18 protein-coding genes are annotated in these 22,480 nt (G+C 70.5%); 8 read left to right on the top strand and 10 right to left on the bottom strand.

Going from position 1 to position 22,480, the window contains the following annotated elements; genetic code table 11:
- Positions 1-246: 246 nt before the first annotated feature.
- From BDW27_RS25300 to BDW27_RS25280, 5 genes are all read left to right on the top strand, one after another.
- Positions 247-1,857, top strand: coding sequence for an acyl-CoA carboxylase subunit beta (locus tag BDW27_RS25300; protein WP_110052109.1), 1,611 nt, complete (start codon positions 247-249; stop codon positions 1,855-1,857).
- Positions 1,854-2,084 carry an acyl-CoA carboxylase subunit epsilon gene (locus tag BDW27_RS25295; RefSeq protein WP_017542211.1) on the top strand — a complete coding sequence of 77 codons (231 nt, stop codon included), beginning with the start codon at positions 1,854-1,856 and terminating at the stop codon, positions 2,082-2,084. Before BDW27_RS25300 ends, BDW27_RS25295 begins: the two co-directional genes overlap by 4 nt.
- An 86-nt stretch (positions 2,085-2,170) precedes the next feature.
- Positions 2,171-3,937, top strand: a complete 1,767-nt coding sequence (locus BDW27_RS25290) for a biotin carboxylase N-terminal domain-containing protein (protein WP_110052107.1) — start codon at positions 2,171-2,173, stop codon at positions 3,935-3,937.
- Between the two features lie 435 nt (positions 3,938-4,372).
- Positions 4,373-5,848 (top strand): dicarboxylate/amino acid:cation symporter, encoded by a 1,476-nt coding sequence (locus tag BDW27_RS25285; RefSeq protein WP_110052106.1) that lies wholly within the window; start codon positions 4,373-4,375, stop codon positions 5,846-5,848.
- Positions 5,849-6,039: 191 nt separating this feature from the next.
- Positions 6,040-7,281 carry a hypothetical protein gene (locus BDW27_RS25280; RefSeq protein ID WP_017542214.1) on the top strand — a complete coding sequence of 414 codons (1,242 nt, stop codon included), beginning with the start codon at positions 6,040-6,042 and terminating at the stop codon, positions 7,279-7,281.
- Between the two features lie 66 nt (positions 7,282-7,347).
- Here BDW27_RS25280 and BDW27_RS25275 read toward each other — a convergent pair whose 3' ends face one another.
- From BDW27_RS25275 to BDW27_RS25265, 3 genes are all read right to left on the bottom strand, one after another.
- Entirely contained in the window at positions 7,348-8,004 is a 657-nt protein-coding gene (locus BDW27_RS25275; protein ID WP_110052104.1) for an AAA family ATPase, read from the bottom strand.
- 17 nt (positions 8,005-8,021) lie between these two features.
- On the bottom strand, positions 8,022-8,375 hold the full coding sequence (locus tag BDW27_RS25270) for a zf-TFIIB domain-containing protein (protein WP_110052103.1): 354 nt from the start codon (positions 8,373-8,375) through the stop codon (positions 8,022-8,024).
- A 120-nt stretch (positions 8,376-8,495) separates the two neighbouring features.
- Positions 8,496-9,878: an NAD(P)H-quinone dehydrogenase gene (locus BDW27_RS25265; protein WP_110052101.1), complete on the bottom strand. Its 1,383-nt coding sequence runs from the start codon at positions 9,876-9,878 to the stop codon at positions 8,496-8,498.
- Between the two features lie 323 nt (positions 9,879-10,201).
- Here BDW27_RS25265 and BDW27_RS25260 point away from each other — a divergent pair, with 323 nt between their 5' ends.
- Positions 10,202-11,026, top strand: coding sequence for a purine-nucleoside phosphorylase (locus tag BDW27_RS25260; RefSeq protein ID WP_026128844.1), 825 nt, complete (start codon positions 10,202-10,204; stop codon positions 11,024-11,026).
- 554 nt (positions 11,027-11,580) lie between these two features.
- Here the strand turns inward: BDW27_RS25260 and BDW27_RS25255 are convergent.
- The 5 genes from BDW27_RS25255 to BDW27_RS25235 form a co-directional block, all read right to left on the bottom strand.
- Positions 11,581-12,231, bottom strand: a complete 651-nt coding sequence (locus tag BDW27_RS25255; RefSeq protein ID WP_017542220.1) for a PH domain-containing protein — start codon at positions 12,229-12,231, stop codon at positions 11,581-11,583.
- The gene (locus BDW27_RS25250; protein ID WP_110052100.1) at positions 12,216-13,313 is read right to left on the bottom strand and encodes an adenosine deaminase; all 1,098 of its coding nucleotides are present in this window, start codon (positions 13,311-13,313) and stop codon (positions 12,216-12,218) included. The genes BDW27_RS25255 and BDW27_RS25250 overlap by 16 nt, the downstream gene beginning before the upstream one ends.
- Before the next feature lie 137 nt (positions 13,314-13,450).
- Positions 13,451-14,686, bottom strand: a complete 1,236-nt coding sequence (locus BDW27_RS25245; RefSeq protein WP_017542222.1) for an amidohydrolase — start codon at positions 14,684-14,686, stop codon at positions 13,451-13,453.
- A gap of 24 nt (positions 14,687-14,710) precedes the next feature.
- Positions 14,711-15,868 (bottom strand): glutamate--cysteine ligase, encoded by a 1,158-nt coding sequence (locus tag BDW27_RS25240; RefSeq protein WP_017542223.1) that lies wholly within the window; start codon positions 15,866-15,868, stop codon positions 14,711-14,713.
- Positions 15,869-15,978: 110 nt separating this feature from the next.
- Positions 15,979-17,133 (bottom strand): YihY/virulence factor BrkB family protein, encoded by a 1,155-nt coding sequence (locus tag BDW27_RS25235; protein WP_110052098.1) that lies wholly within the window; start codon positions 17,131-17,133, stop codon positions 15,979-15,981.
- A 515-nt stretch (positions 17,134-17,648) separates the two neighbouring features.
- Here BDW27_RS25235 and BDW27_RS25230 point away from each other — a divergent pair.
- Positions 17,649-18,767: a galactokinase family protein gene (locus tag BDW27_RS25230; RefSeq protein ID WP_110052096.1), complete on the top strand. Its 1,119-nt coding sequence runs from the start codon at positions 17,649-17,651 to the stop codon at positions 18,765-18,767.
- A gap of 141 nt (positions 18,768-18,908) precedes the next feature.
- Positions 18,909-20,162, top strand: coding sequence for an LCP family protein (locus BDW27_RS25225; RefSeq protein WP_017542225.1), 1,254 nt, complete (start codon positions 18,909-18,911; stop codon positions 20,160-20,162).
- A gap of 488 nt (positions 20,163-20,650) precedes the next feature.
- Here BDW27_RS25225 and BDW27_RS25220 read toward each other — a convergent pair whose 3' ends face one another.
- Both BDW27_RS25220 and BDW27_RS25215 read right to left on the bottom strand, forming a co-directional pair.
- Entirely contained in the window at positions 20,651-21,868 is a 1,218-nt protein-coding gene (locus BDW27_RS25220) for an NADP-dependent isocitrate dehydrogenase (RefSeq protein ID WP_110052095.1), read from the bottom strand.
- A gap of 180 nt (positions 21,869-22,048) precedes the next feature.
- Positions 22,049-22,408 carry a DUF3017 domain-containing protein gene (locus tag BDW27_RS25215; RefSeq protein WP_017542227.1) on the bottom strand — a complete coding sequence of 120 codons (360 nt, stop codon included), beginning with the start codon at positions 22,406-22,408 and terminating at the stop codon, positions 22,049-22,051.
- Between the last annotated feature and the right edge of the window lie 72 nt (positions 22,409-22,480).

The raw sequence follows: 22,480 nt of genomic DNA, 5'->3' as shown, positions 1-22,480 counted from the left end.
ACCCTACAGAGATCGCGCCTGGCGGTATGTGCGCGGGGGCTGTTTTTCGCGGTTTTGCTCAGGCGTTAACCGGTGTTCCGGAAACGGGCGTAATTCACAATTACTCACTTTTCCCTTGCCCCCTTTACACATCGCGAGCCCCAGGGGTGATACCTCGACACTCGGACACCGGGAGGCTTCACCTACTGACGAGTAACCCGGGCCGCGTGAAGGCGAACCCGACCCCCGGAGCTAACCTGGGCTGTTATGGCCACCGAAGCCCCTGAACCGCTGTCCGCGGCTGAGATCGACATCCACACGACTGCGGGCAAGCTCGCCGACCTGCGACGACGCAGGTACGAAGCCGTGCACGCCGGCTCCGAGCGGGCTGTCGAGAAGCAGCACGCCAAAGGCAAGATGACCGCACGCGAGCGGATCGACGCGCTGGTCGATCCGGGCTCCTTCGTCGAGTTCGACGCACTGGCCCGGCACCGCTCGACCAACTTCGGCCTCGACGCCAACCGCCCCTACGGGGACGGTGTGGTGACCGGCCACGGAACCGTCGACGGTCGCCCCGTCGCGGTCTTCAGCCAGGACGTCACCGTCTTCGGCGGGTCGCTGGGCGAGGTCTACGGCGAGAAGATCTGCAAGGTCCTCGACCACGCCCTCACCAACGGGTGCCCCGTCGTGGGCATCAACGAGGGCGGCGGAGCGCGCATCCAGGAGGGCGTGGTCGCGCTCGGCCTGTACGCGGAGATCTTCAAGCGCAACACACACGCGTCCGGGGTCGTCCCGCAGATCTCCCTGATCATGGGCGCCACGGCGGGCGGACACGTCTACTCCCCCGCCCTCACCGACTTCGTGGTGATGGTCGACGAGACCTCCCAGATGTTCATCACCGGTCCCGACGTCATCAAGACCGTCACCGGCGAGGACGTCTCCATGGAGGAGCTCGGCGGCGCCACCACGCACTCCAGCAAGTCGGGGGTGGCCCACTACCGGGGCTCCGACGAGCAGGACGCCATCGACTACGTGAAGTCGCTGCTGTCGCACCTGCCCGACAACAACCTGGAGGAGACCCCGCGGCTGGCTCCCGAGGACGATCCCGGCGACGAGACCACTGACACCGACCTGGCCCTGGACACCTTCGTCCCGGACTCGGCCAACCAGCCGTACGACATCAAGCAGGTCATCGAGTCGGTCCTGGACGACGGCGACTTCCTCGAGGTGCACGCCCAGTTCGCCACGAACATCGTGGTGGGCTTCGGTCGGGTCGACGGCCGTTCCGTGGGCATCGTCGCCAACCAGCCCATGAGCTTCGCGGGCTGCCTGGACATCGACGCCTCCGAGAAGGCCGCCCGGTTCGTGCGCACCTGCGACGCGTTCAACGTCCCGGTCCTCACCTTCGTGGACGTGCCCGGCTTCCTGCCCGGCACCGACCAGGAGTGGGACGGCATCATCCGCCGGGGAGCCAAGCTCCTGTACGCCTACGCCGAGGCCACCGTGCCGCTGATCACCGTGATCACCCGCAAGGCCTTCGGCGGAGCCTACGACGTGATGGGGTCCAAGCACCTGGGCGCCGACGTCAACCTGGCCTGGCCCACCGCGCAGATCGCCGTCATGGGCGCGCAGGGGGCGGTCAACATCCTGCACCGGCGCACCCTGGCCGCCGCCGACGACGTCGAGTCCGAGCGCGCCCGCTTGGTGGGCGAGTACGAGGACACCCTGCTCAACCCGTACTCAGCGGCTGAACGCGGCTACGTGGACGGGGTCATCCTGCCCTCCGAGACCCGCGTCCAAGTGGCCAAGGCGCTGAAGGCGCTGCGCAACAAGCGCAAACAGCTGCCGCCCAAGAAGCACGGGAACATCCCGCTGTGAGCGCCCAGGAGAAGGCGTCCCCGCACCTGGTCGTGGTCCGGGGTGAGCCCACCGAGGAGGAGCTCGCCGTCCTCACCGCCGTGCTCACCGCCCGCGCCGCGGCGGCCCGCGCGGGCTCCGAGGCGCCCGAGCCAGAGCGGCCCGCCTCGGGCTGGCGGGACCGCGCGCACCACATGCGCGTCCCGCCGCGCCCCGGCCCCGGCGCCTGGCGCCTGAGTACCAGGTGACCCTGACGTGCTCCCCCGTTACCCAGACCCTTCGTCGAGCGGTCGGCGTGTGACCCGCTCCGTGCTCCAGCTGGAGGATTTCCACCGTGCGTAAAGTTCTGATCGCCAACCGAGGCGAGATCGCCGTGCGCATCGCCCGCGCCTGCCGCGACGCCGGGATCGCCAGCGTCGCGGTCTACGCCGAACCCGACCTGGACGCCCTGCACGTCAAGGTCTCCGACGAGGCGCACAGCCTGGGCGGCTCCACCCCGGCCGACTCCTACCTGGACATCGGCAAGCTCCTGGCGATCGCCGCCTCCTCCGGCGCGGACGCCGTCCACCCCGGCTACGGGTTCCTGGCCGAGAACGCCGACTTCGCCCAGGCCGTCATCGACGCCGGGCTGACCTGGATCGGCCCACCCCCGTCCGCGATCACCGCCCTGGGCGACAAGGTCCAGGCCCGACACATCGCGCAGAAGGTCGGCGCCCCCCTGGTCGCGGGCACACCCGACCCGGTGGAGTCCGCCGAGGAGGTCGTGGCCTTCGCCTCCGAGCACGGGCTGCCGATCGCGATCAAGGCCGCCTTCGGCGGCGGCGGCCGCGGCCTGAAGGTGGCGTACACGCTGGACGAGGTCGCCGACGCCTACGAGTCGGCGGTGCGCGAGGCGGTGACCGCGTTCGGTCGCGGCGAGTGCTTCGTGGAGCGCTACCTGGACAAGCCGCGCCACGTCGAGACCCAGTGCCTGGCCGACACCCACGGCAACGTCGTGGTGGTCTCCACACGTGACTGCTCCCTCCAGCGCCGCCACCAGAAGCTGGTCGAGGAGGCACCCGCGCCGTTCCTGTCCCCCGACCAGACGGAGCGCCTGTACAGCGCCTCCAAGGCCATCCTCAAGGAGGCGGGCTACGTCGGCGCGGGCACCTGCGAGTTCCTCGTCGGGGTGGACGGCACCATCTCGTTCCTGGAGGTCAACACCCGCCTACAGGTCGAACACCCGGTCACCGAGGAGGTCACCGGCATCGACCTGGTCCGCGAGATGTTCCGCGTCGCGGACGGCGAGGAGCTGGGCTACGGCGACCCCGAGATCCGCGGCCACTCCTTCGAGTTCCGGATCAACGCCGAGGACCCGGGCCGGGGCTTCATGCCCGCCCCCGGCACCATCACCGCCCTGAACCTGCCCGGCGGGCCCGGGGTGCGGGTGGACACCGGCTGTGAGACCGGGTTCACCGTCCCGCAGGCCTTCGACTCGATGGTCGCCAAGCTGATCGTCACCGGACGCACCCGCACCGAGGCGCTCCAGCGCTCCAAACGGGCCCTGGCCGAGTTCACCGTGGGCGGGATGCCCACGGTGATCCCCTTCCACCAGGCCGTCGTCGAGGACCCGGCGTTCGCCCCGGCCGACCCCGACCAGCCGTTCGGGGTGTACACGCGCTGGATCGAGTCCGAGTTCGACAACCACATCGCGCCCTGGTCGGGTGAGCCCGGCACGGCCGAGCCGGTCGAGCGGGAGACCGTGACGGTGGAGGTCGGCGGCAGGCGCGTCGAGGTCGTCCTGCCCGCGTCGCTGGGCGCCGCGGCGGCCCCGGCGGCCGGGAACGGCGGCGGGCGCAGGAAGCGCGCGGCCCGCAAGGGCGGCGCCGCTGCGGCGGCAGGTGGGGACTCCCTGGTCTCGCCGATGCAGGGCACCGTGGTCAAGCTGGTGGCCCAGGAGGGCCAGCAGGTGGCCGAGGGCGAGACGGTGGTGGTCATCGAGGCCATGAAGATGGAGCAGCCGCTCACCGCCCACCGAGCCGGGGTCGTGACCGGCCTCAAGGTCACCCCCGGCGAGACCGTCGGCAACGGCGCGGTGGTCTGCGACATCAAGGACGCGTAGGCGTTCCGGCCCCCGGGCCACGGGAGGGGAGGCACCGCGTCGGTGCCTCCCCTCCGCCGTCCCCGGGGTGATCCTCGTCGCGTCCGGAGACGGGAAGATCCAGCACAGTAAGGGCTCCTGTGCACGCCTTCGGGAAGAACGTCCGACTGTGTATGGAAAAGGTAAGTGATACGGGTTATTGTTCTCGACTGTGACGAACATCTGGGGACTGACGCGAAGGTGGCACATCGACCTGTGCCGCTTCAGCAGCCACGCGTGTAGCTAGGTCCACGCGCGCCCGCGCCCTCGGCCGGGCAGCGCGCCGCTCACCCTTCCCAGGTCACCCTTCCCGGTGATGCCCGACCCATCCCCTGCGCCGAGCTCCCGCGGCCCGCCGCGCCGACCCGTGACGTCGAACGCGAGCGCCCGGCCACCCATTACTGGAGTCATCCTTCCGTGTCTGAGCAGACCACAGTTCCCAGACGTAAGCCGCGTTTCCCGTTCGCCGCACAGGTCCTCGCCGGTGTGGTGCTGGGCATCGTCCTCGGTGTCGTCGCCCTCCAGATCGGCCCCGTCGGCGACGGTGAGCCCAACTGGCTGGCCGTCACCCTCCAGACCGTCGGTTCGACCTTCGTCGCGCTGCTGCGCACGATCGTGCCGCCGCTGATCGTCCTGGCCGTCATCTCCTCCATCGCCAACCTGCGCAACGTCGCCAACGCCGCGCGCCTGGCCTGGAAGACCCTCCTCTGGTTCGCCATCACCGCGCTGGTCTCCGTGGCCATCGCGATCGTGATCGGCCTGACCCTGCGCCCCGGCCTGAACAGCGCCGTGGACGCGGGCACCGCCGCGGAGCCCTCCACCACCGGCTCCTGGCTGGCCTTCATCGAGAGCATCGTCCCGGCCAACTTCCTGGGCCTGGCCGCGAGCACCTCCGCCGCCGACGACGGCTCGCTGAGCACGTCGCTGTCGTTCAACGTGCTCCAGCTGATCGTGATCGCCGTGGTCCTGGGCATCGCCGCTGTGAAGGTCGGCAAGCCCGCCGAGCCCTTCATCGCGTTCACCTCCTCCACGCTGGAGGTCGTGCTCAAGGCCCTGTGGTGGGTCATCCGCCTCGCCCCGATCGGCACCGTGGGTCTGCTGGGCAACGCCGTCTACAGCTACGGCTGGACCACCATCGGCGCGCTCGGCCAGTTCACGATCGCGATCTACCTCGGCCTGGCCCTGGTGCTGTTCGTCGTCTACCCGGTGGTCGCCCGCCTCAACGGCCTCTCCCCGGTCAAGTACTTCACCGGTGTGTGGCCCGCCGTCCAGCTCGGCTTCGTGTCGCGCTCCTCGCTGGGCACCCTGCCCGTCACCCAGCGCGTCGCCGAGCAGAACTTCGGCGTGCCGCGCCACTACTCCGCCTTCGCTGTGCCGTTCGGCGCCACCACGAAGATGGACGGCTGCGCCGCGATCTACCCGGCGATCTCGGCGATCTTCGTCGCCCAGTTCTTCGGCCTGAGCCTCGGCCTGACCGACTACCTGCTGATCGTGTTCGTCTCGGTGATCGGTTCCGCCGCCACCGCGGGCACCACCGGCGCCACCGTCATGCTGACCCTGACCTTGTCCACGCTGGGTCTGCCCCTGGAGGGCGTGGGTCTGCTGTTGGCCGTCGACCCGATCCTGGACATGGGCCGTACCGCCACCAACGTGGCCGGTCAGGCGCTGATCCCCGCGATCGTCGCCAAGCGCGAGGGCATCCTCGACGTGGTCCGCTACAACGCCCCGCGCGGCATCACCGGCTTCGTCCCGGAGGACCAGCCCGGCACCGTCACCGGTGACGCGATCGCCGCCGAGCGCGCGGAGGCCGAACGCGCCGCCGCCGAGGGTCCGCAGGACCGGGCCTCCTCGGAGCAGGACTCCGATCTCGCGGAGTCCGCCGCACGGAGCTAACCGCTCCCCGCACCACGACGAGGCCCGCCGAGTTCCGCTCGGCGGGCCTCGTCGTTCCTCCGCACCGCCACCCCTGACGGCAAGAAACCGGACACGGAGGCTGACCTCGGGAACTGTGGGGGCCTCCTGTTCGTCCTGTGGTTGAGGGAGGCGAGAGGATCGACATGTTGCGCCGCTTGGTAACACCCACAGTGCTGACCGCCGGGCTCGCGGCGGCGATGGTGACGGTGGGAGCGGCTTCGGCCGCCGCCGACACCGGGACCGAACCCCCGCAGACGCAGGACATCGTCGCGGAGCTGGAGAACGACGGGGTCTTCGTCGACCCGTCGATCGAGGGCTTCCCGAGCGGTGACGAGGCCGCCCTGGAGGCGGCCGTCGCGAACGCGGACAGCCCCGTCTACTACGTGCTCCTGCCGAGGGAGGTCGCCACCTCCGAGGCCGGGGTGAACGCCGTGCTGGCGCCGGTCATGGCCGAGGTCGGCGACGGCGCCTACGGCGTCCTGGGCGGGAGCGAGCACCTCTACGTCACCTCCCCCAACCTGGAGGACACCGACGCCATCAGGGAGGTCGCGCTCTCGGAGGGCGGCAACAACCCGACGGACGCCCTCGTGGCGGTGCCCGAGGCCGTCCAGACCACCGAGACCGCCAACGAGGCCCCGACCGGGGGCGGCGGCTCGGGACTGGTGCTGCTCACCGTCCTGGTGCTGGTCGCCGCCGCGGGCGGCTGGTACGTGTACAACGCCCGCAAGAAGCGCGAGGCCGAGAAGGCCAAGCAGCTCCAGGAGATCAAGCAGATGGCCACCGAGGACGTCGTCCGCCTCGGTGAGGACGTCGCCCGCCTGGAGATCGACCTGTCCCAGGTGGACGAGGCCACCCGCAGCGACTACTCGCGGGCCATGGACTCCTACGACCAGGCCAAGGCCCAACTGGACACCATCCAGGAGCCCGAGCAGGTCAAGCAGGTGACCAGCGCCCTGGAGGACGGCCGCTACTACATGTCCGCCACCCGGGCCCGGATGAACGGCGAGCCGGTGCCGGCGCGGCGCGGCCCCTGCTTCTTCAACCCGCAGCACGGACCGTCCAGCGAGGACGTCACCTGGGCCCCGCCCGGCGGGTCCCCCCGGTCGGTCACCGCGTGCGCGGTCTGCGCCCAGGCGGTGCGCACCGGCGGCCAGCCGGACGTGCGCATGGTCGAGGTGGACGGTGAGCGCCGTCCGTACTACGACGCCGGTCCCGCGTACTCGCCCTACGCCGGCGGCTACTTCGGCATGAACATGATGATGGGCATGTTCACCGGCATGATGATGGGCTCCATGATGGGGTCGATGATGGGCGGCGGCATGATGGACGCCGGAGGGGACATGGGCGACGGCGGCGGAGGCGACTTCGACGGCGGCGGCGACTTCGGGGACTTCGGCGGCTTCGACTTCTAGCCGCTGACGGCACACGCGAGAACGGGCCCCGGGAGAGGTGAACTCTCCCGGGGCCCTTCGCGTGTCCTACTCCCGGCGCCCGGCGGGGGCGGCGGAGTCCTGGTGGACGCCCTCCACCCAGCGCTGAACGGCTTCGGCGGTCTCCACCGGCGTCGCCTCGGTGGTGTCGAGCAGGGTGACGGGCGGCCGCAGCTCCTCGGCCTCGGCCGTCAGCCAGTCCTGGTGGTCCAGTGTCTCGGCGATCCTGGCCTCGTCCCAGCCGCGCCAGGACGGACGCCCCCGCAGCCTCTCGGCGAGCGGACGCGGTTCACAGGTGAGCGCGAGGTAGTGGACGCCCGAGAAGAGCGCGCGCTCGGGCAGGTGCTCCAGCTCGGGCGGGACCACGGTTCCGCAGAGCACGACGGGCCGCCCGCTCTGCTGGACCATGGCGGCGGTGCGCAGCCAGGTGGAGCGGAACAGGCGGTGGTCGTCGGCCGGGTCGCGCAGGCCCCCCACCCAGAGGAGGTCCTGTTCGAGGACGACGAACCCCTCCCCCAGGCGTGCCAGGAGTTCCCTGGCCACGGTGGACTTGCCCGTGCCGCTGGGCCCCGTGACGCACAGGAGCGGCAGCCGAAGAAAGGGACGGGTCAGACCGCAGGAGGAGCAGCGGAGCAGGTGCTCCCCCGCTCCCGTGTCGGGTTCCCCGTCCCACTCCCCGCAGTGAGTACAAATCAGCGGGTGCACGGCCGTTACCTCTGCGGCTAGTCGAAGAGCTGTTCCAGGAACCCCTTGCGGCGACGCCGGTAGGGGCGGGGGGAGTCGTTGTAGCCGCCGCGGTAGGCGGGCGGCGAGTCGGCGTAGCCGCCGCCGTAGCCGCGCGGGGAGTCGGGGTAGGCGCGCCGCTGACCCGGGTGCTGGCCAGGGTGCTGGCCCGGATAGGGCTGGGGCGAATGGGGGTCGGGCGGGACGGCGCCGTAGTGGCGCTGTTCGGCGGACACCACGCGCTCCAGCTCGCCGCGGTCCAGGAAGATCCCCTGGCAGCCGTCACACCGGTCGATGTGGACGCCCTGACGGTCGTAGGTACGCATCTGGCTTTGGCACTTCGGACAGATCACCCCGAAAAGGTATGCCCGGGGTTGTCAAGGACGGGTAAGGAAGCCGGGCCCGCCGTGTGTCCTGCACGTGATCCACACGGCGGGCGGGCCCTGACGTACTCCCGGGGCGTTTCCGGGCGCCTACTCCGGGGAGGCGAGCATGAGCGAACGCGCGGCCTCGGTGACGCTGCCGGACAGCGACGGGTACACCGAGAAGGTGTGCGCGATGTCGTCGACGGTCAGGCGCTGCTGCACCGCGATGGACACGCCCAGGATGAGCTCGCTGGCGCGCGGGCCGACGATGACGCCGCCGAGGACGATCCCGGTGTGCTGACGGCAGATCAGCTTGACGAAGCCGTCCTTGACCTGGTTCATCTTGGCGCGCGGGTTGGTGTTCAGCGGCAGGGTGACGGTGCGGCCGTCGATCCGACCGCTGCGCACGTCGTCCTCGCTGGCGCCGACCGCGGCCAGCTCGGGGTGGGTGAACACGGTGGAGGCGACGGTGGACAGCTGGAGCGGGGAGACCGCCTCGCCGAGCGCGTGCCACATGGCGATGCGCCCCTGCATGGCGGCCACGGACGCCAGCATGTTCACGCCGGTGCAGTCACCGGCGGCGTACACGCCCGGGACGGTGGTGCGGGAGACCCGGTCGACCTCGACGAACCCGCCCCTGCCGAGGCGTACCCCGGCCTCCTCCAGGCCCAGGCCCTCGGTGTTGGGGATCATGCCGACGGTCATCAGGCAGTGGCTACCGTCCACCGTCCGGCCGTCGGAGAGGGTCACCCGGACGCCGTCCTCGGTGCGCACGACCGACTCGGCGCGGGTCTGGCTGAGGACCGTCATGCCGCGTCGCATGAAGACCTCCTCCAGCACCTCGGCGGCGTCGGAGTCCTGCGTGGGCATGACCAGTTCGCGCGAGGACACGAGGGTGACGTCGGAGCCCAGGGCCTGGTAGGCGCTGGCGAACTCGGCGCCGGTGACACCGGAGCCGACGACGATCAGCTTCTCCGGCAGCTCCTCCAGGTCGTAGATGTGGCGCCAGGTCAGGATGCGCTCGCCGTCCGGTTTGGCGGTGGGCAGCTCGCGGGGGTGGGCGCCGGTGGCGATGAGGACGACGTCCGCGCGGATGCGGCGGTCGCCGACGGCCACGATGTGCGGGTCGACCAGCCGGGCCTCCCCGATGACCACCTCCACGCCCTCCTTGACCAGGCGGGCGCGGGTGTCGTCGGACTGGGCCTGGGCCAGGCGCTTGATCCGCGCGTTGATCTGGTCGATGTCGACCTCGACGGGCTCCTTGTGCTCCTCGGCCGCCGGGATGTGGATGCCCAGGCTGGCCGACTCGCGCACGTACGTGGTGCGGGTGGACGTGGCGATCAGGCTCTTGGAGGGGACGCAGTCGGTGAGGACACAGGAACCGCCGATGCCGTCGCGTTCCACCACGGTCACGTCCGCGCCCAACTGCGCGGCGACCAACGCCGGCTCATAGCCCCCGGGCCCGCCACCGATGATCACGACCTTCGTCACGCTGCTTCACTCCCTCTGCGGGTGGTGCGGCCTACCCGTTCCCGGTCCGGGGCGATGTTCGGGCATGGCAGGGCACCACCTGGTTGTCTCGCTTACCTCCATTGTCGGCCATGCCGGGTGTCGATGACCGCAGCCACCCCCGGTCAACGGGCGGCCGGGGTCGGGGAGTGGCCCGTCGGACCCCCTCGCGAGCTCGGAGAATGCGACGAAGGACACGTGGATCGGGTACCGGGTTCACCCGAGGCGACATGTACATTCCGCCCTTCGGACACTCTGCGTTGCGCTCCGGGTCCAACTGACTACAGAGCGGTAGTATCCGACTTGTGAGCGAATCAGAGCAGCCGCCCCGAACCACGGGCGAGGCGAAGCAACTGGCGGACTCCGCGGCGAAGGAGCTGTTGGCCCGGGCCGGTGCCGACAGTTTCGACGCCCTGATGGTGCTCGGCTCCGGCTGGGCGGGCGTGGTGGACACGCTGGGCACGGCCGACATCGAGATCGACGCGAGCGAACTGCCCGGATTCGTGCGGCCCACCGCGGAGGGGCACAGCGACAAGGTCCGCAGCATGTGGGTGGGCGAGAAACGCGTCCTCGTGTTCATGGGGCGCGTCCACCTCTACGAGGGCTTCGGCCCGATGGTGGCCACGCACGCCGTGCGGACGGGGATCGCCGCGGGCGCGCGGGTCGCGGTACTGACCGGTTCCGCCGGTTCCCTGCGCACCGACTTCCAGCCCGGACAGCCGGTGGTCGTGCGGGACCACATCAACCTCACCGCGAGTTCGCCGTTGGCCGGGCCCGACTTCGTCGACCTGAGCCATGCGTACAGCGAGCGGCTGAGGGGGATCATCCACGACGTGGACGTCACCCTCGCGGAGGGTGTGTACGTGGCGACGACGGGCCCGCAGCTCCAGACACCGACCGAACTGAAGGTGCTGCGGCAGGCGGGGGCCGACGTGGTGGGGCGCTCGATCGCCCTGGAGACCATCGCGGCCGTCGAGATGGGGGCCGAGGTCCTGGGCCTGTCGATCGTCAGCAACGACGCGCTGGGGGCGGTGCTGGAGCCGTTCGAGCAGGAGCGCGCCCTGGAGGTCGTGACCCAGCGGGCACGTCGGCTGGGTGAACTGCTCAACCGGGTGGTCACGGCGGCCTGAGCAGCGCGTCGGTTCCTTCAGGAGGGACCGCGGGAACAGCACGAAGCCCGGCCGAGGCCGGGCTTCGTCGTGCTGGGTGTCGGCGGCCCTGGGGCCGCGTTCGGTAGTGGCTGGGGCGCCTTCGACCGGACCCGGTGCCGGTACCGGCGTGGCGAGCGTACATCCCGAGGCCGTGGGATGGACGGTACCGACCGTGGGCCCGGTCGAAGGCGGTGCTTTCCCCGGTGCCGCTCCGCGCCCGGGATCCCCGCAGACCCCGTTGGACTGGCGCTGGCAGCACCTTCTCTTCCCGATATTCAGTTGAACCGCGCGCGTTGCCCTGGGAGAAGGTCCGGGTGGGTGGCCATCCGCGCGAAGCCCGCCCACCCGGAACGTTCTCCCTTAGGCATGCCTAACCTAACCAGAACTCCGGGGGGTGCGTCAACCCCGCGTCCGGTGTGCCCGTCCGGCGCCCGGGCCGGGCCGCCGGCCCGTTCGTTCGCGGTCCCGGCAGACGACGGACCCGGCCTCTCGCACCTCGCGAGGGACCGGGTCGGATCCGAGGAAACAGCTGGTCAGGCGATCAGCAGCACGGCCGCCAGGAGCACCAGCGGCACAGCGAGGACGACGATGACCTCGACCGGGACCATCGTCTGCGGGCGGTCCTCGGCGCCCAGGGCGGCCGGGCCCGCCTCGTCGATCTCCTTGATGGGGCCGCGCAGCGGACGCGCACGGTGCCTCTCCGCGTCACGGCGCAGCTCACGGGCGACCAGGTCCATCGGACGCATCGTGGTCGGGTCCCTGTCGTCGTCGTGATCCAGGTAGCCGGACTCACGGCGCATGTTCTCCCGCACCTTGGTCCGCTTGGTCTCACGCAGGGGCCAGGACCGGTAGACCCGCTCCGGGGTGTGCACCCGCAGGACGTCCACCACGTCCACCCACACCACGGCCGCCCACGGCACGAAGGTCTCGCGCAGCGGGTTCACCATCCGGATGCCGCGCTCGGTGGAGACCACGCGGGGACGCAGCCACGCCGCGTAGACGATGGCGACGCTGAGCACCAGGACGGCCCCGGCGATCCAGGCCGCGCGGTCCTGACCGCGCACCACCAGGTCCAACAGCAGCAGGACCGCGACCACCACCCACACGATCGCCATCACCCGGGAGGACGTCGAGTAGTGCGTGGTGACCCCCTCGGCGGATCCGGCCATCAGTGCGTCGCCCACTTCAGCTGGGCGAATCCCGGCTTGATGGTGCCGTTGATCAGCGCCAGCCGCTCGTCGAACGGCAGGAAGGCCGACTTCATGGCGTTGACGGTGAACCACTGGAGGTCGTCCCAGTCGTACCCGAAGGCCTCGCTCAGATTGGCGAACTCCTCCGACAGGGTGACCCCGCTCTGGAGGCGGTTGTCGGTGTTGACCGTGACCCTGAAGCGCAGGTCGCGCAGGAGGCCGATCGGGTGCCCGGCGATGGACTCGGCGGCCCCCGTCTGGATGTTGGAGCTGGGGCACATCTCCAGCGGGACGCGCTTGTCCCGCACGTACTGGGCCAGACGCCCCAGCACCGGCACGCCGTTCTCGTTGGTGGTGATGTCGTCGATGATGCGCACGCCGTGCCCGAGCCGGTCGCAGCCGCACCACTGGAGCGCCTCCCAGATGGAGGGCAGCCCGAAGGCCTCACCCGCGTGGATGGTGAAGTGGAAGTTCTCCCGGCGCAGGTACTCGAAGGCGTCCAGGTGACGGGTGGGCGGGTTGCCCGCCTCCGCGCCGGCGATGTCGAAACCGCTGACGCCGGCGTCGCGGTACCGGACCGCCAGCTCGCCGATCTCCGACGAGCGCGCCGCGTGGCGCATGGCCGTGACCAGCTGCCCCGTGCGGATGCTCCGCCCCGCGTCGGCGGCGCGCTTCTCGCCCAGTTCGAGCCCCTCCTGAACGGCCTCGACAACCTCCTCCAGGGTGAGCCCGCCCTCCAGGTGCTGCTCGGGGGCGTAGCGCTGCTCCGCGTAGACCACGCCGTCGGCGGCCAGGTCCTCCGCGGCCTCGGCCGCCACCCGCACGAGGGCGTCGCGGCTCTGCATGACCGCGGTGGTGTGGGCGAAGGTCTCCAGGTAGCGCTCCAGCGACCCGGAGTCCGACGCGTCGCGGAACCAACGCCCCAGCTCGGCCGGGTCGTAGGTGGGCAGGTCGCGGTAGCCCGCCTCCTGCGCGAGCTCCACCACCGTGGACGGGCGCAACCCGCCGTCGAGGTGGTCGTGCAGGAGCACCTTGGGCGCCCGGCGGATCTGTTCGACTGTGAGTGGCTGGTTCATCCATTCAGGATGCCACCAGGCGGTGCGGGCACCCGACACGGCGACACGAAGTTACCGACGATCCGGCAGAAGCCGCCCGGTCGCACCGGTGGGGCCGGTCGGGGGCCGCCCGTGGGGGACGGTGGCCCGGAGGGCGGTCAGGCCAGGGCCTGGGTGTCCACGCGCGCGCCCTCGGGCGCGTCCTCCCACAGCGAGGTGAGCGCCGTCGTCACCATGAGGCGGGTGCCGACGCCGATCGCGCGCTCGTCGGCGTCGAACGTGCCCCGGTGCAGGTCCAGCATGTCGCCGCTCCAGTCCGGGGAGTGGGTGCCCAGACGTGCCAGCGCGCCCGGCGCGTGCTCCAGGTACCAGGCGAAGTCCTCCCCGCCCAGGCTCTGCGGGGTCGGCGTGACCGCGTCGGCGCCCAGGGCCAGGGTGGTGGCCTCGCGCATGATCTCCACGCTGCGGGCCTCGTTGATGGTGGGCGGGACACCCCTGCGGTAGGTGACCTCGGCGTCGGCGCCGTAGGCAGAGGCGACCGACTCCACCAGGCCCTTGAGGATGTCGGGGGCGGCGTGCCAGGCCTCGTCCTCAAGGCAGCGCACGGTGCCCTCGGCGACGGCGTCGTCGGGGATGACGTTGGGCGCCGAACCCGCGCTGATCCGGCCCCACACCAGGCTGAACCCGGCCCGGGGGTCGATCCGGCGGGACAGCGCGGCGGGCAGCTCCGTGACGATCTTGCCGAGGGCGTAGACGAGGTCGGAGGTCAGGTGCGGCCGCGCGGTGTGCCCACCCGGCCCGGACAGGCGCACCATGATCTGGTCGCAGGCGGCGGTGATCCCACCGGTACGCAGTCCCACCTTGCCGACCATCTGGCGGGGGTCGCAGTGCAGGGCGAAGACCCGGTCCACGCCCTCCATGCCACCGGCCCTGACGACCTCGACCGCGCCGCCGGGGAGCTCCTCGGCGGGCTGGAAGAGGAGGCGGACGCGGCCGGGCAGCGCGCCCGCCCGGTCCTGCTGGGCGAGGAAGATCCCCGTGGCCAGCAGGACCGTGGTGTGCACGTCGTGTCCGCAGGCGTGGGCTACGCCGGGGACCGTGGAACGGTAGGGGACGTCCTTCTCGTCGGTGAGGGGAAGCGCGTCGATGTCGGCGCGAAGGGCGACCATGGGGCCGGGGCCGTCGCCGATGTCACAGATCAGGCCGGTGCCCCGGGGCAGGGTTCGGGGGGCGAGCCCCGCCTGCCGCAGGCGCTCGGCCAGTCGGCCCGTGGTGCGGTGTTCGGCGAAGGCCAGCTCCGGGTGCATGTGCAGGTCCTGGCGGAATCCCGTGAGCTCCCGCTCATGGCGCGCCAGAAAAGCCGTCAACTGCTCCGGCAGGTCACGTCCCTGCATGCGAGGGTCCCCATTTCGTTACTTCTATCGCGCGCCGACAAATGCCGCGCGGGCGGTGTCCCCCTCGAACTCGGCGGAGAGCAGGTCCACGACGTCTTCGAGCGAACCGCCTTCGGCGACCACCGCCCGCTGACGCTCGTAGGAGGCGCCCTTGTCCAGGATCTCGGAGATCAGGTCCAGGTCCTCCGCGCAGCCCAGGCGGGCGGCGACCGGCGCCAGTTCGCGGACCAGCTCGTAGAGGTCGTCACGGATCGGAACCGTGGTTCCGTGTCCGTCCGTGATGACACGAGCGTCGAGTCCGTAGCGGGTGGCCCGCCACTTGTTGTCCTTCACCACCCAGGACGGCGGGCTGGGCAAGCTGTACCCGCGGTCGAGCTGGTGATCGAACAGCTCCACCAGACACTGGGAGAGAGCGGCGGCCATTCCCACCTCGCGCAAGGTGGGAATCCCGTCGAACATCCGGATCTCGATGGTGCCGAAATCCGGGTGCGGACGGATGTCCCACCAGACTTCCTTGATAGAGGCGATGGTACCCGCATTGAGAAGGGTTTCGAGGTAATCCTCGAAAGCGGGCCACCCGGGGAGGTTCGGCGGAGGCCCCGAGGTGGGGAGCGCGCCGAAGACAATCGAGCGCGCGGAGGCCAACCCCGTGTCGTGACCACCCCAAAACGGGCTAGAAGCACTCAAAGCCAGAAAATGTGGGAGATACTTCGCAAGTGCGTTCACAATGGGAATGGCCTTCTCCTGGCCGCGCACCCCCACGTGGACGTGCACACCGCAGGTCAGGATCCTGCGGGCCAGCCACTGCATCTGGTCGACCAGCTCCCCGTACCGCTTGCCGGGGCTCAGCTGTTGGTCCCGCCAGTGGTCGATCGGGTGGGTACCGGAACACGTCAGCGTGGCACCACGGGGTTCCAGCACCTCCCGCATGCGCGCCACGTTGCGACCGAGGTCGCGCTTGGCCTCCTCGACCGTCTCGCAGATTCCCGTGACGACCTCCACCTGTGACTGCATCAGTTCGTGCCGCAGCGGGGGGACCGCGGCCTCACTACTGAGGTCCGGGAGTTCGGCGAGGAGCTGCCCCGCCTCCTGCCGCAGATGGCGACTGTTCCGGTCGACGAGTTGGAGTTCCCACTCGACCCCGAGTGTCGCGCGCTCGGACGATTTGAATGCGATTCCCATCTGACCTCCTGGTGTGGGACAGCCCTTGTGACCGACGCACCGTTGGTCCCGGAGAACCGGTCATCCGGGACAGAGGAGGACTACCCGTCTCACACCGCGCGCATACGGAATCAACCCACAGTAAAAAACGACTTCTTTCCGATCGTTTTCCGTTTCCGTGGCGAGGCACCCCGTACCCTCAACGCCACCGCCGCGACACCCGCCGTGAACGCCGCCACGACCAGCGACAACCCCAGGGCGAGCAGCCGCTGGGCGAGTCGGCGCTCGGCCAGGTCCTCCGGACTCGGCCGCAGCACCGGGCGCGGACGCGTCCAATCCATGCCGTTCTCCTCAGGCAGCGGGAAGGACCCGGTGTAGGGCGGCTGCATCGGCAGCCAGGTGGCCGTCCAGGCCGCGCTGAACATGATCACGCGCATCACCAGGTTGATCCACACCAGCAGACCGACCAGGACGGCGAAGGACGCGTACACGGGATTGCCGAGCGTCCCGGCCAGCAACTGCGTCGCGACGTTCTTGAGGATCTCGAACCCCACGGCGCCCAACAGGGCTCCGCGCCACATCTGGGCCGTGGGCCGCCCCGTCCCCGACAACAGGGCGAAGGCCAGCACGAACAGGCACATGTTCACGCCGATCGCGATGACCAGCGCCAGGGCCCGCAGGGACAGGTTGGCCACCAGCGACCCGTCCAGCCCCACCAGGGAGAGCATCCACACCGTGGCGGTCTGCATGAAACTGGTGAAGGCGACCGTGAAGAGCAGCGCCGTGCCCAACGCGATCATGACCAGCAGGTCGACCAGCTTGCGCACCAGGAAGTTGGGGCCCTGCCGGAGGCTGTTCAGCCAGATGGTGTGCAGAGCCTCCCGCAGCGCCGACACCGAGTTCAGCCCCGCGTACAACAGGCCCAGCAGACCGATCACACTCGCACCCACCCGGGCCTTGGCGATCTGCTCCATGGGCAGCTGGTCGGACAGCCCGGGCAGCACCTCGTCCAGCGCCCGCTCAAGGTAGGAGGTGAGCTCCACCTGCTGGGAGGCGAGGAAACCCACCACGGCGAAGGCCAGCGCCAGCAACGGGAAGAAGGACAGGAAGGCGAAGTAGGTGACCGCCCCGGCCAACTGGGTGCCGTTGCGGTCCGAGTAGCGCCCGTAGGCCCGCACCAAGTGGTCGACCGACGGGTACCGGCGTCTCAGCGTCCAGTAACCGTCCATCGCCGCGTTCTGGTAACGCTGGGCCGTGTCCTTGGCACGGTCCGCCGCTGGTGACATGGGGTCCCTTCTGTGTCTTCTTGCACCTCCGCTGGCGCTTCGGTGCGTGTTCAGCGCCTTTGCAGAGGAACCTTCGGCGCCTGCGGTGTGATGGCTCGTTCCTCGCAATCCCACCTCCACCACCTCCAGAACCCCCTCCGGCACCGAACCAAAGCACCCCCCTTGCGGCTGGGATGTACGGGCGGGACTCACGCCCGTGGTTGAGGTGGTCGGTCAGACTTCCAACCGTGACTGAGGTGGGCAAGCGGGCATCCCCCACGGCTGAGACACCCCATTGGCTCTCCCCGTAGCTGCGGTGGTCGGTCAGGCCTCCTCCCAGGGCTGAGGGGTGTCCGTCGGCTCCGTGTCCGAGGTGGTCGGGCGGCTCTCACCTCGTGGCTGAGGTGAGTGTCAGGACTCTTCGGGTCCGTAACCCTAGCCCTGCGGACCTCTCGGGAGGAAAGCCCCACGCCATTCCGGTACCGAGGTGGGGGCAGACTTGGGACCGGGGATCACCTAGAGAGCGGGGGCGGGACGTGGGGGTCACCGGGGCGCGGGTGCGCGCGGTGTTGGGAGCGCGGACTCCTGGACCGGTCGGGGACTGGCCCGAGGGCCCGGGCGACGACGTCCTGCGGGCGGAGTACGCGCGGCGCTTCGGGGCGGAGCCCGAGGGTCTGTGGCACGCGCCGGGGCGGCTCGCCCTGATGGGTGAGCACACTGCGGCCAGCGGCGGGGCCGCCCTCTTCGTGGCATTGCCCTGGGGGGTGACGGTCGCGATCGGCACCGCCCCGGAGGGCTCCACACACGTTGCGACCCCCAGCACCCCCCTGAGCGGTCGGCACCCCTCCACCCGGGCCGTGGCCCGCTCCGTGGCCGACGCGCGCGAGAACGGGCTTCTGGGCGCTGACAGGGGCATACGGGTGCTGATCGGCTCAGACCTACCCGAACAGGCCTCCTTGGGACACTCGGCGGCGGTCGGCGCGGCGGTGTCACTGGCGCTCGCCGACCTCACGGGGGCCGACCGACCCACCGGCGCCACCGTGGACGAGGGCGTGATCCTGGCGGCGCGCGCGGGGCACGCGGTGCGCGCGAACCTGGCCAGCGCCCGGACCACGGTGCTCCCGTTCGACCTGGCCGGGGCCGGGTTGCGCCTGGTGGTGCTGGAGACCGGGCAGCTGCCGAGGCGGGACCCGCGCCCGGTGCGCGCCGCCGAACTGGCCCGCGCCCAGGAGTCCATAGGCCCGCTTCGGGCCGTCCAGGACCTGCCCGGGACACTGCGGCGGCTCCAGAACCCCGTGCTGCGCCACCGGGTGGAGTACGCCGTCACCGAGGTGCACCGGCTCAACGCGGCGGTCGGTCTGCTGCGCGCGGGCCGCGCGGCGGAGACCGGGCCGATCCTGTCCGCCTCGCACCTGTCCCTGCGCCGGTTCGACCTGCCCCTGCCCGCCGTGGAACTGGCGGTCGAGACCGCCGCGAGGGCCGGTGCCCGGGGCGCCCGGATGTCCGGATGGGCGGGGACCGCGTTCGCGCTGGTCGCCGAGGAGCGCGTGGCCGGGCTGGAGGCGGAGGTCCGGGAGGCGTTCCGGGCGAGGGGTTGGCCCCCTCCGCGCGTCCGGTCCGCGCTGCCCTCGGCGGGGGCCGGGCGCAGGACCTGACGGCCCCGGCACCGTGGGCGGTCCTGGCGGGGGCCACGGGCGCCGGAGGAGATCGGATCGAACCCGACTACTCTGTCAGCGATCACAAGGGACGTACGACACACCCGAGCGGCACATGGCGCGGAGCAGATAGGCGAATCGATGGCTGACCGACGGCACGGGGAAGGGGCCGGCTCGACCGGTGGACACGACGACGCGGGCGTGTTCCGGCGCGGCGGCGACCCTGAGAAGCCGGACGAGTTCGAGAGGCTGTACCGCCCCCGCGAGTCCGAACAGCGCGTGGTGGGCGACACCCGGCGGCTTCCCCCTGCCGACCAGGTCCCTCCGCACCGTCCCCGGAAGCGCCGGACGCACAGCGCCGGGCGCGAGTACGACGGGCGCGGGCACCAGCGCCGCGCGCGGGAGCGCCGCAAGAGGACCGCGCGGAACACGGTGATCCTGATCCTGGTCCTGCTGCTGGTGGTCCCCGGGGCGTTCTACCTCTGGGCGGACTCCCGGTTGCAGCGGGTGGACGCCCTCCAGGACTACGAGGGCCGCCCGGACCGACAGCCCGGAACCACGTACCTGATCGTCGGGTCCGACAGCCGGGACGGTCTGGACGACGACCAGATCCGGGACCTGGCCACCGGGCGAGCCGAGGGGCGCCGCACGGACACGATCATGGTGCTCTACATGCCGCGCGACGGCGATCCGACGATCGTCAGCGTGCCGCGTGACTCCTACGTCCCCATGGCCGTTCCGGGCTACGCGGACAACAAGATCAACACCGCCTTCGCGGACTCCGTGTGCGGCACCGGCGAGGACGGCGAGGAGGTCTGCGGCGGCCCGGCCCCGCTGGTGCAGAGCTTCGAGCAGGCCTCAGGCGTGCGGATCGACCACTACGTGGAGATCGGCATGGGCGGCTTCGTGGACCTGGTCGACGCGGTCGGCGGCGTGGAGCTGTGCCCCGAGGAGCCGATGGCGGACCCGAAGGCGGGCCTGGACATCGAGGCGGGCTGTCAGGAGATGGACGGCGGCACCGCGCTGGGCTACGTGCGCACCCGCGCCACACCGCGCGCCGACCTGGACCGCATCCAGCGGCAGCGCGAGTTCTTCTCCGCGCTGATCCAGGAGGCCAGCGCGCCCTCCACGCTCTTCAACCCGTTCAAGTCGGTGCCGCTGGTGCTGGCGGGCACCGACACGTTCATGGTCGACGAGGGCGACAAGCTGCGTCACCTGGCGAGCATGCTGCTGGCGATGCGCGGTGGCACCCAGACCACGGCGGTTCCGGTGGGCGACACCCCCACTCTGGACGGTGTGGGCTCGGTGGTGCTCTGGGACGAGGTGCGGTCCGAGCAGATGTTCGAGGCCATGCGTACCGGGGAGGCGATCCCCGAGGAGGCCATGGAGGACTGAGGTCCCCTGGAACGAGCGAAGGGCCCGTCACCGGAGTGACGGGCCCTTCTTCGTGACGTTCCGTACTGTGCGCGCCTACCCCCCAGCGGGCGCACGGCCGGCACGTCGGCTCGTGGTGGCCTGAGGGGCGAAAACCCCCTCTGGCCTGCCGGTTCTCACCGGCGTGTCTCCACAATAGGTCAAAGTTCTCGAAAGGGGCGAATCGCGCTCACGTGTCCTACGTCGCACCCGACGCCGGAGGACCCCCTCCTACCCCGTCATCCTCCCACCACCGACGTCCGGATGTGGGCCGAACACGGGAAACACACCGGGGAACTTCTGCGTTCCGCGCGCCCCGAACCCCCGCGAACAACGCGTTTCGTGCTTCTCGACCCGCCGCGGCGACCCCCGGAGACGACGAAGCCCGGGCGCCCCCTCACGGGGACGCCCGGGCGTGGTCAAGGTCTCACCGCGCCGGTCGGCTCAGGACCGTCGCGCCGAGTCAGGACCTAGGCGAGGCGCTTGCTCAGGTTCTCGTCCAGAGCGGCGAGGAACTGCTCGGTGGTCAGCCACTCCTGCTCGGAGCCGACCAGCAGGGCCAGGTCCTTCGTCATCTGGCCGCCCTCGACGGTCTTGATGACGACGTCCTCGAGGGTGTTCGCGAACTCGACGACCTTCGGGGTGTTGTCCAGCTTGCCCCGGTGCTCCAGACCGCGGGTCCACGCGAAGATGGACGCGATCGGGTTGGTCGAGGTGGGCTTGCCCTGCTGGTGCTGGCGGAAGTGACGGGTCACGGTGCCGTGGGCGGCCTCGGCCTCGACGGCGCTGCCGTCGGCGGTGCGCAGGACCGAGGTCATGAGGCCGAGCGAGCCGTAGCCCTGCGCGACGGTGTCGGACTGGACGTCACCGTCATAGTTCTTGCAGGCCCAGACGTAGCCGCCCTCCCACTTGAGCGCGGCGGCGACCATGTCGTCGATGAGACGGTGCTCGTAGGTGATGCCCGCGGCGGCGAACTTGTCCTTGAACTCGGTCTCGAAGATCTCCTCGAACACGTCCTTGAACATGCCGTCGTAGGCCTTGAGGATGGTGTTCTTGGTGGACATGTAGACCGGGTAGTTCCGGTCCAGGCCGTAGTTGAGGCTGGCCCGCGCGAAGTCCTCGATGGACTTGCGGTAGTTGTACATGCCCATCGCGACGCCGCCCTCCTCGGGGAAGTTCGCGACGTCGAACTCGACCGGCTGGCTGCCGTCGGCCGGGGTGTAGGTCATGGTGACCGTGCCGGGGCCGGGGACCTTGAAGTCGGTGGCCTTGTACTGGTCGCCGTGGGCGTGGCGGCCGATGATGACGGGCTTGGTCCAGCCCGGCACCAGACGCGGCACGTTCTCACAGATGATGGGCTCGCGGAAGACGACGCCGCCGAGGATGTTGCGGATGGTGCCGTTGGGCGACCGCCACATCTTCTTGAGGCCGAACTCCTCGACGCGGGCCTCGTCGGGGGTGATCGTGGCGCACTTGACGCCGACGCCGTACTTCTTGATGGCGTGGGCCGCGTCGATGGTGATCTGGTCGTCGGTGCGGTCACGCTCCTCGATACCGAGGTCGTAGTACTTGAGGTCGATGTCGAGGTACGGCAGGATCAGGCGGTCCTTGATGAAGGACCAGATGATCCGGGTCATCTCGTCGCCGTCGAGCTCGACTACGGGGTTTTCGACCTTGATCTTGGCCATGGCTGTGTGGCTGTCCCTTCAGTCCTCGCTACCGCCTCGTGCGGCGGAGAGCCGGGGCCGGTTCGTGGCCGGTCCCGTGTCCGCGCGCGCGGCAATCCCTGATCCCGCCCGGTGTCCGTGCTGCCCGGGAGGCGGCGCTTGTCAGTGTCGCGGTATCTCGACATCAAGCTTATTCGACGCCTAGGAGGAGAGTTGCGGCGCCACCCAGGCCAACACGATCAGAAGGACCGCGAGCGTCACCAGAGTGAGCAGATCGACCCATCTCCGGCGTACCGCGAGCAGCCCGATCCAGTCCTTGGGCAGCAGCAGCCGGAAGGTCGCCGCGAGCAGCAGCGCCGTCGCGATGATCGCCGGACCGCGCTTGAAGTAGGCGGCCGCCACCACGACGATCCCGGCCGCCAGCGCGGACAGGACCAGGGCGTAGGGCACCTGGGAGAGCCAGTACGGCACCTTGGGGCGGCCACCGCCCGCCCCACCGGACCCGCCGTCGGGGGTCCCCCCGTCCGACCGGACCACCTCAGTCTGCTCAGCGTCGTCCACCGCGTCCCGACCCGTTCGCCTCGGAGTTGCTTGGCCGCCGTGCGGCCCGTACCCACGGCCCCTCCCCGGTCG

Source organism: Nocardiopsis sp. L17-MgMaSL7 (assembly GCF_003182025.1).
In the GTDB taxonomy this organism is placed as follows: Bacteria; Actinomycetota; Actinomycetes; order Streptosporangiales; family Streptosporangiaceae; genus Nocardiopsis; species Nocardiopsis prasina.
This window is presented reverse-complemented; position numbering and strand designations above follow the sequence as displayed.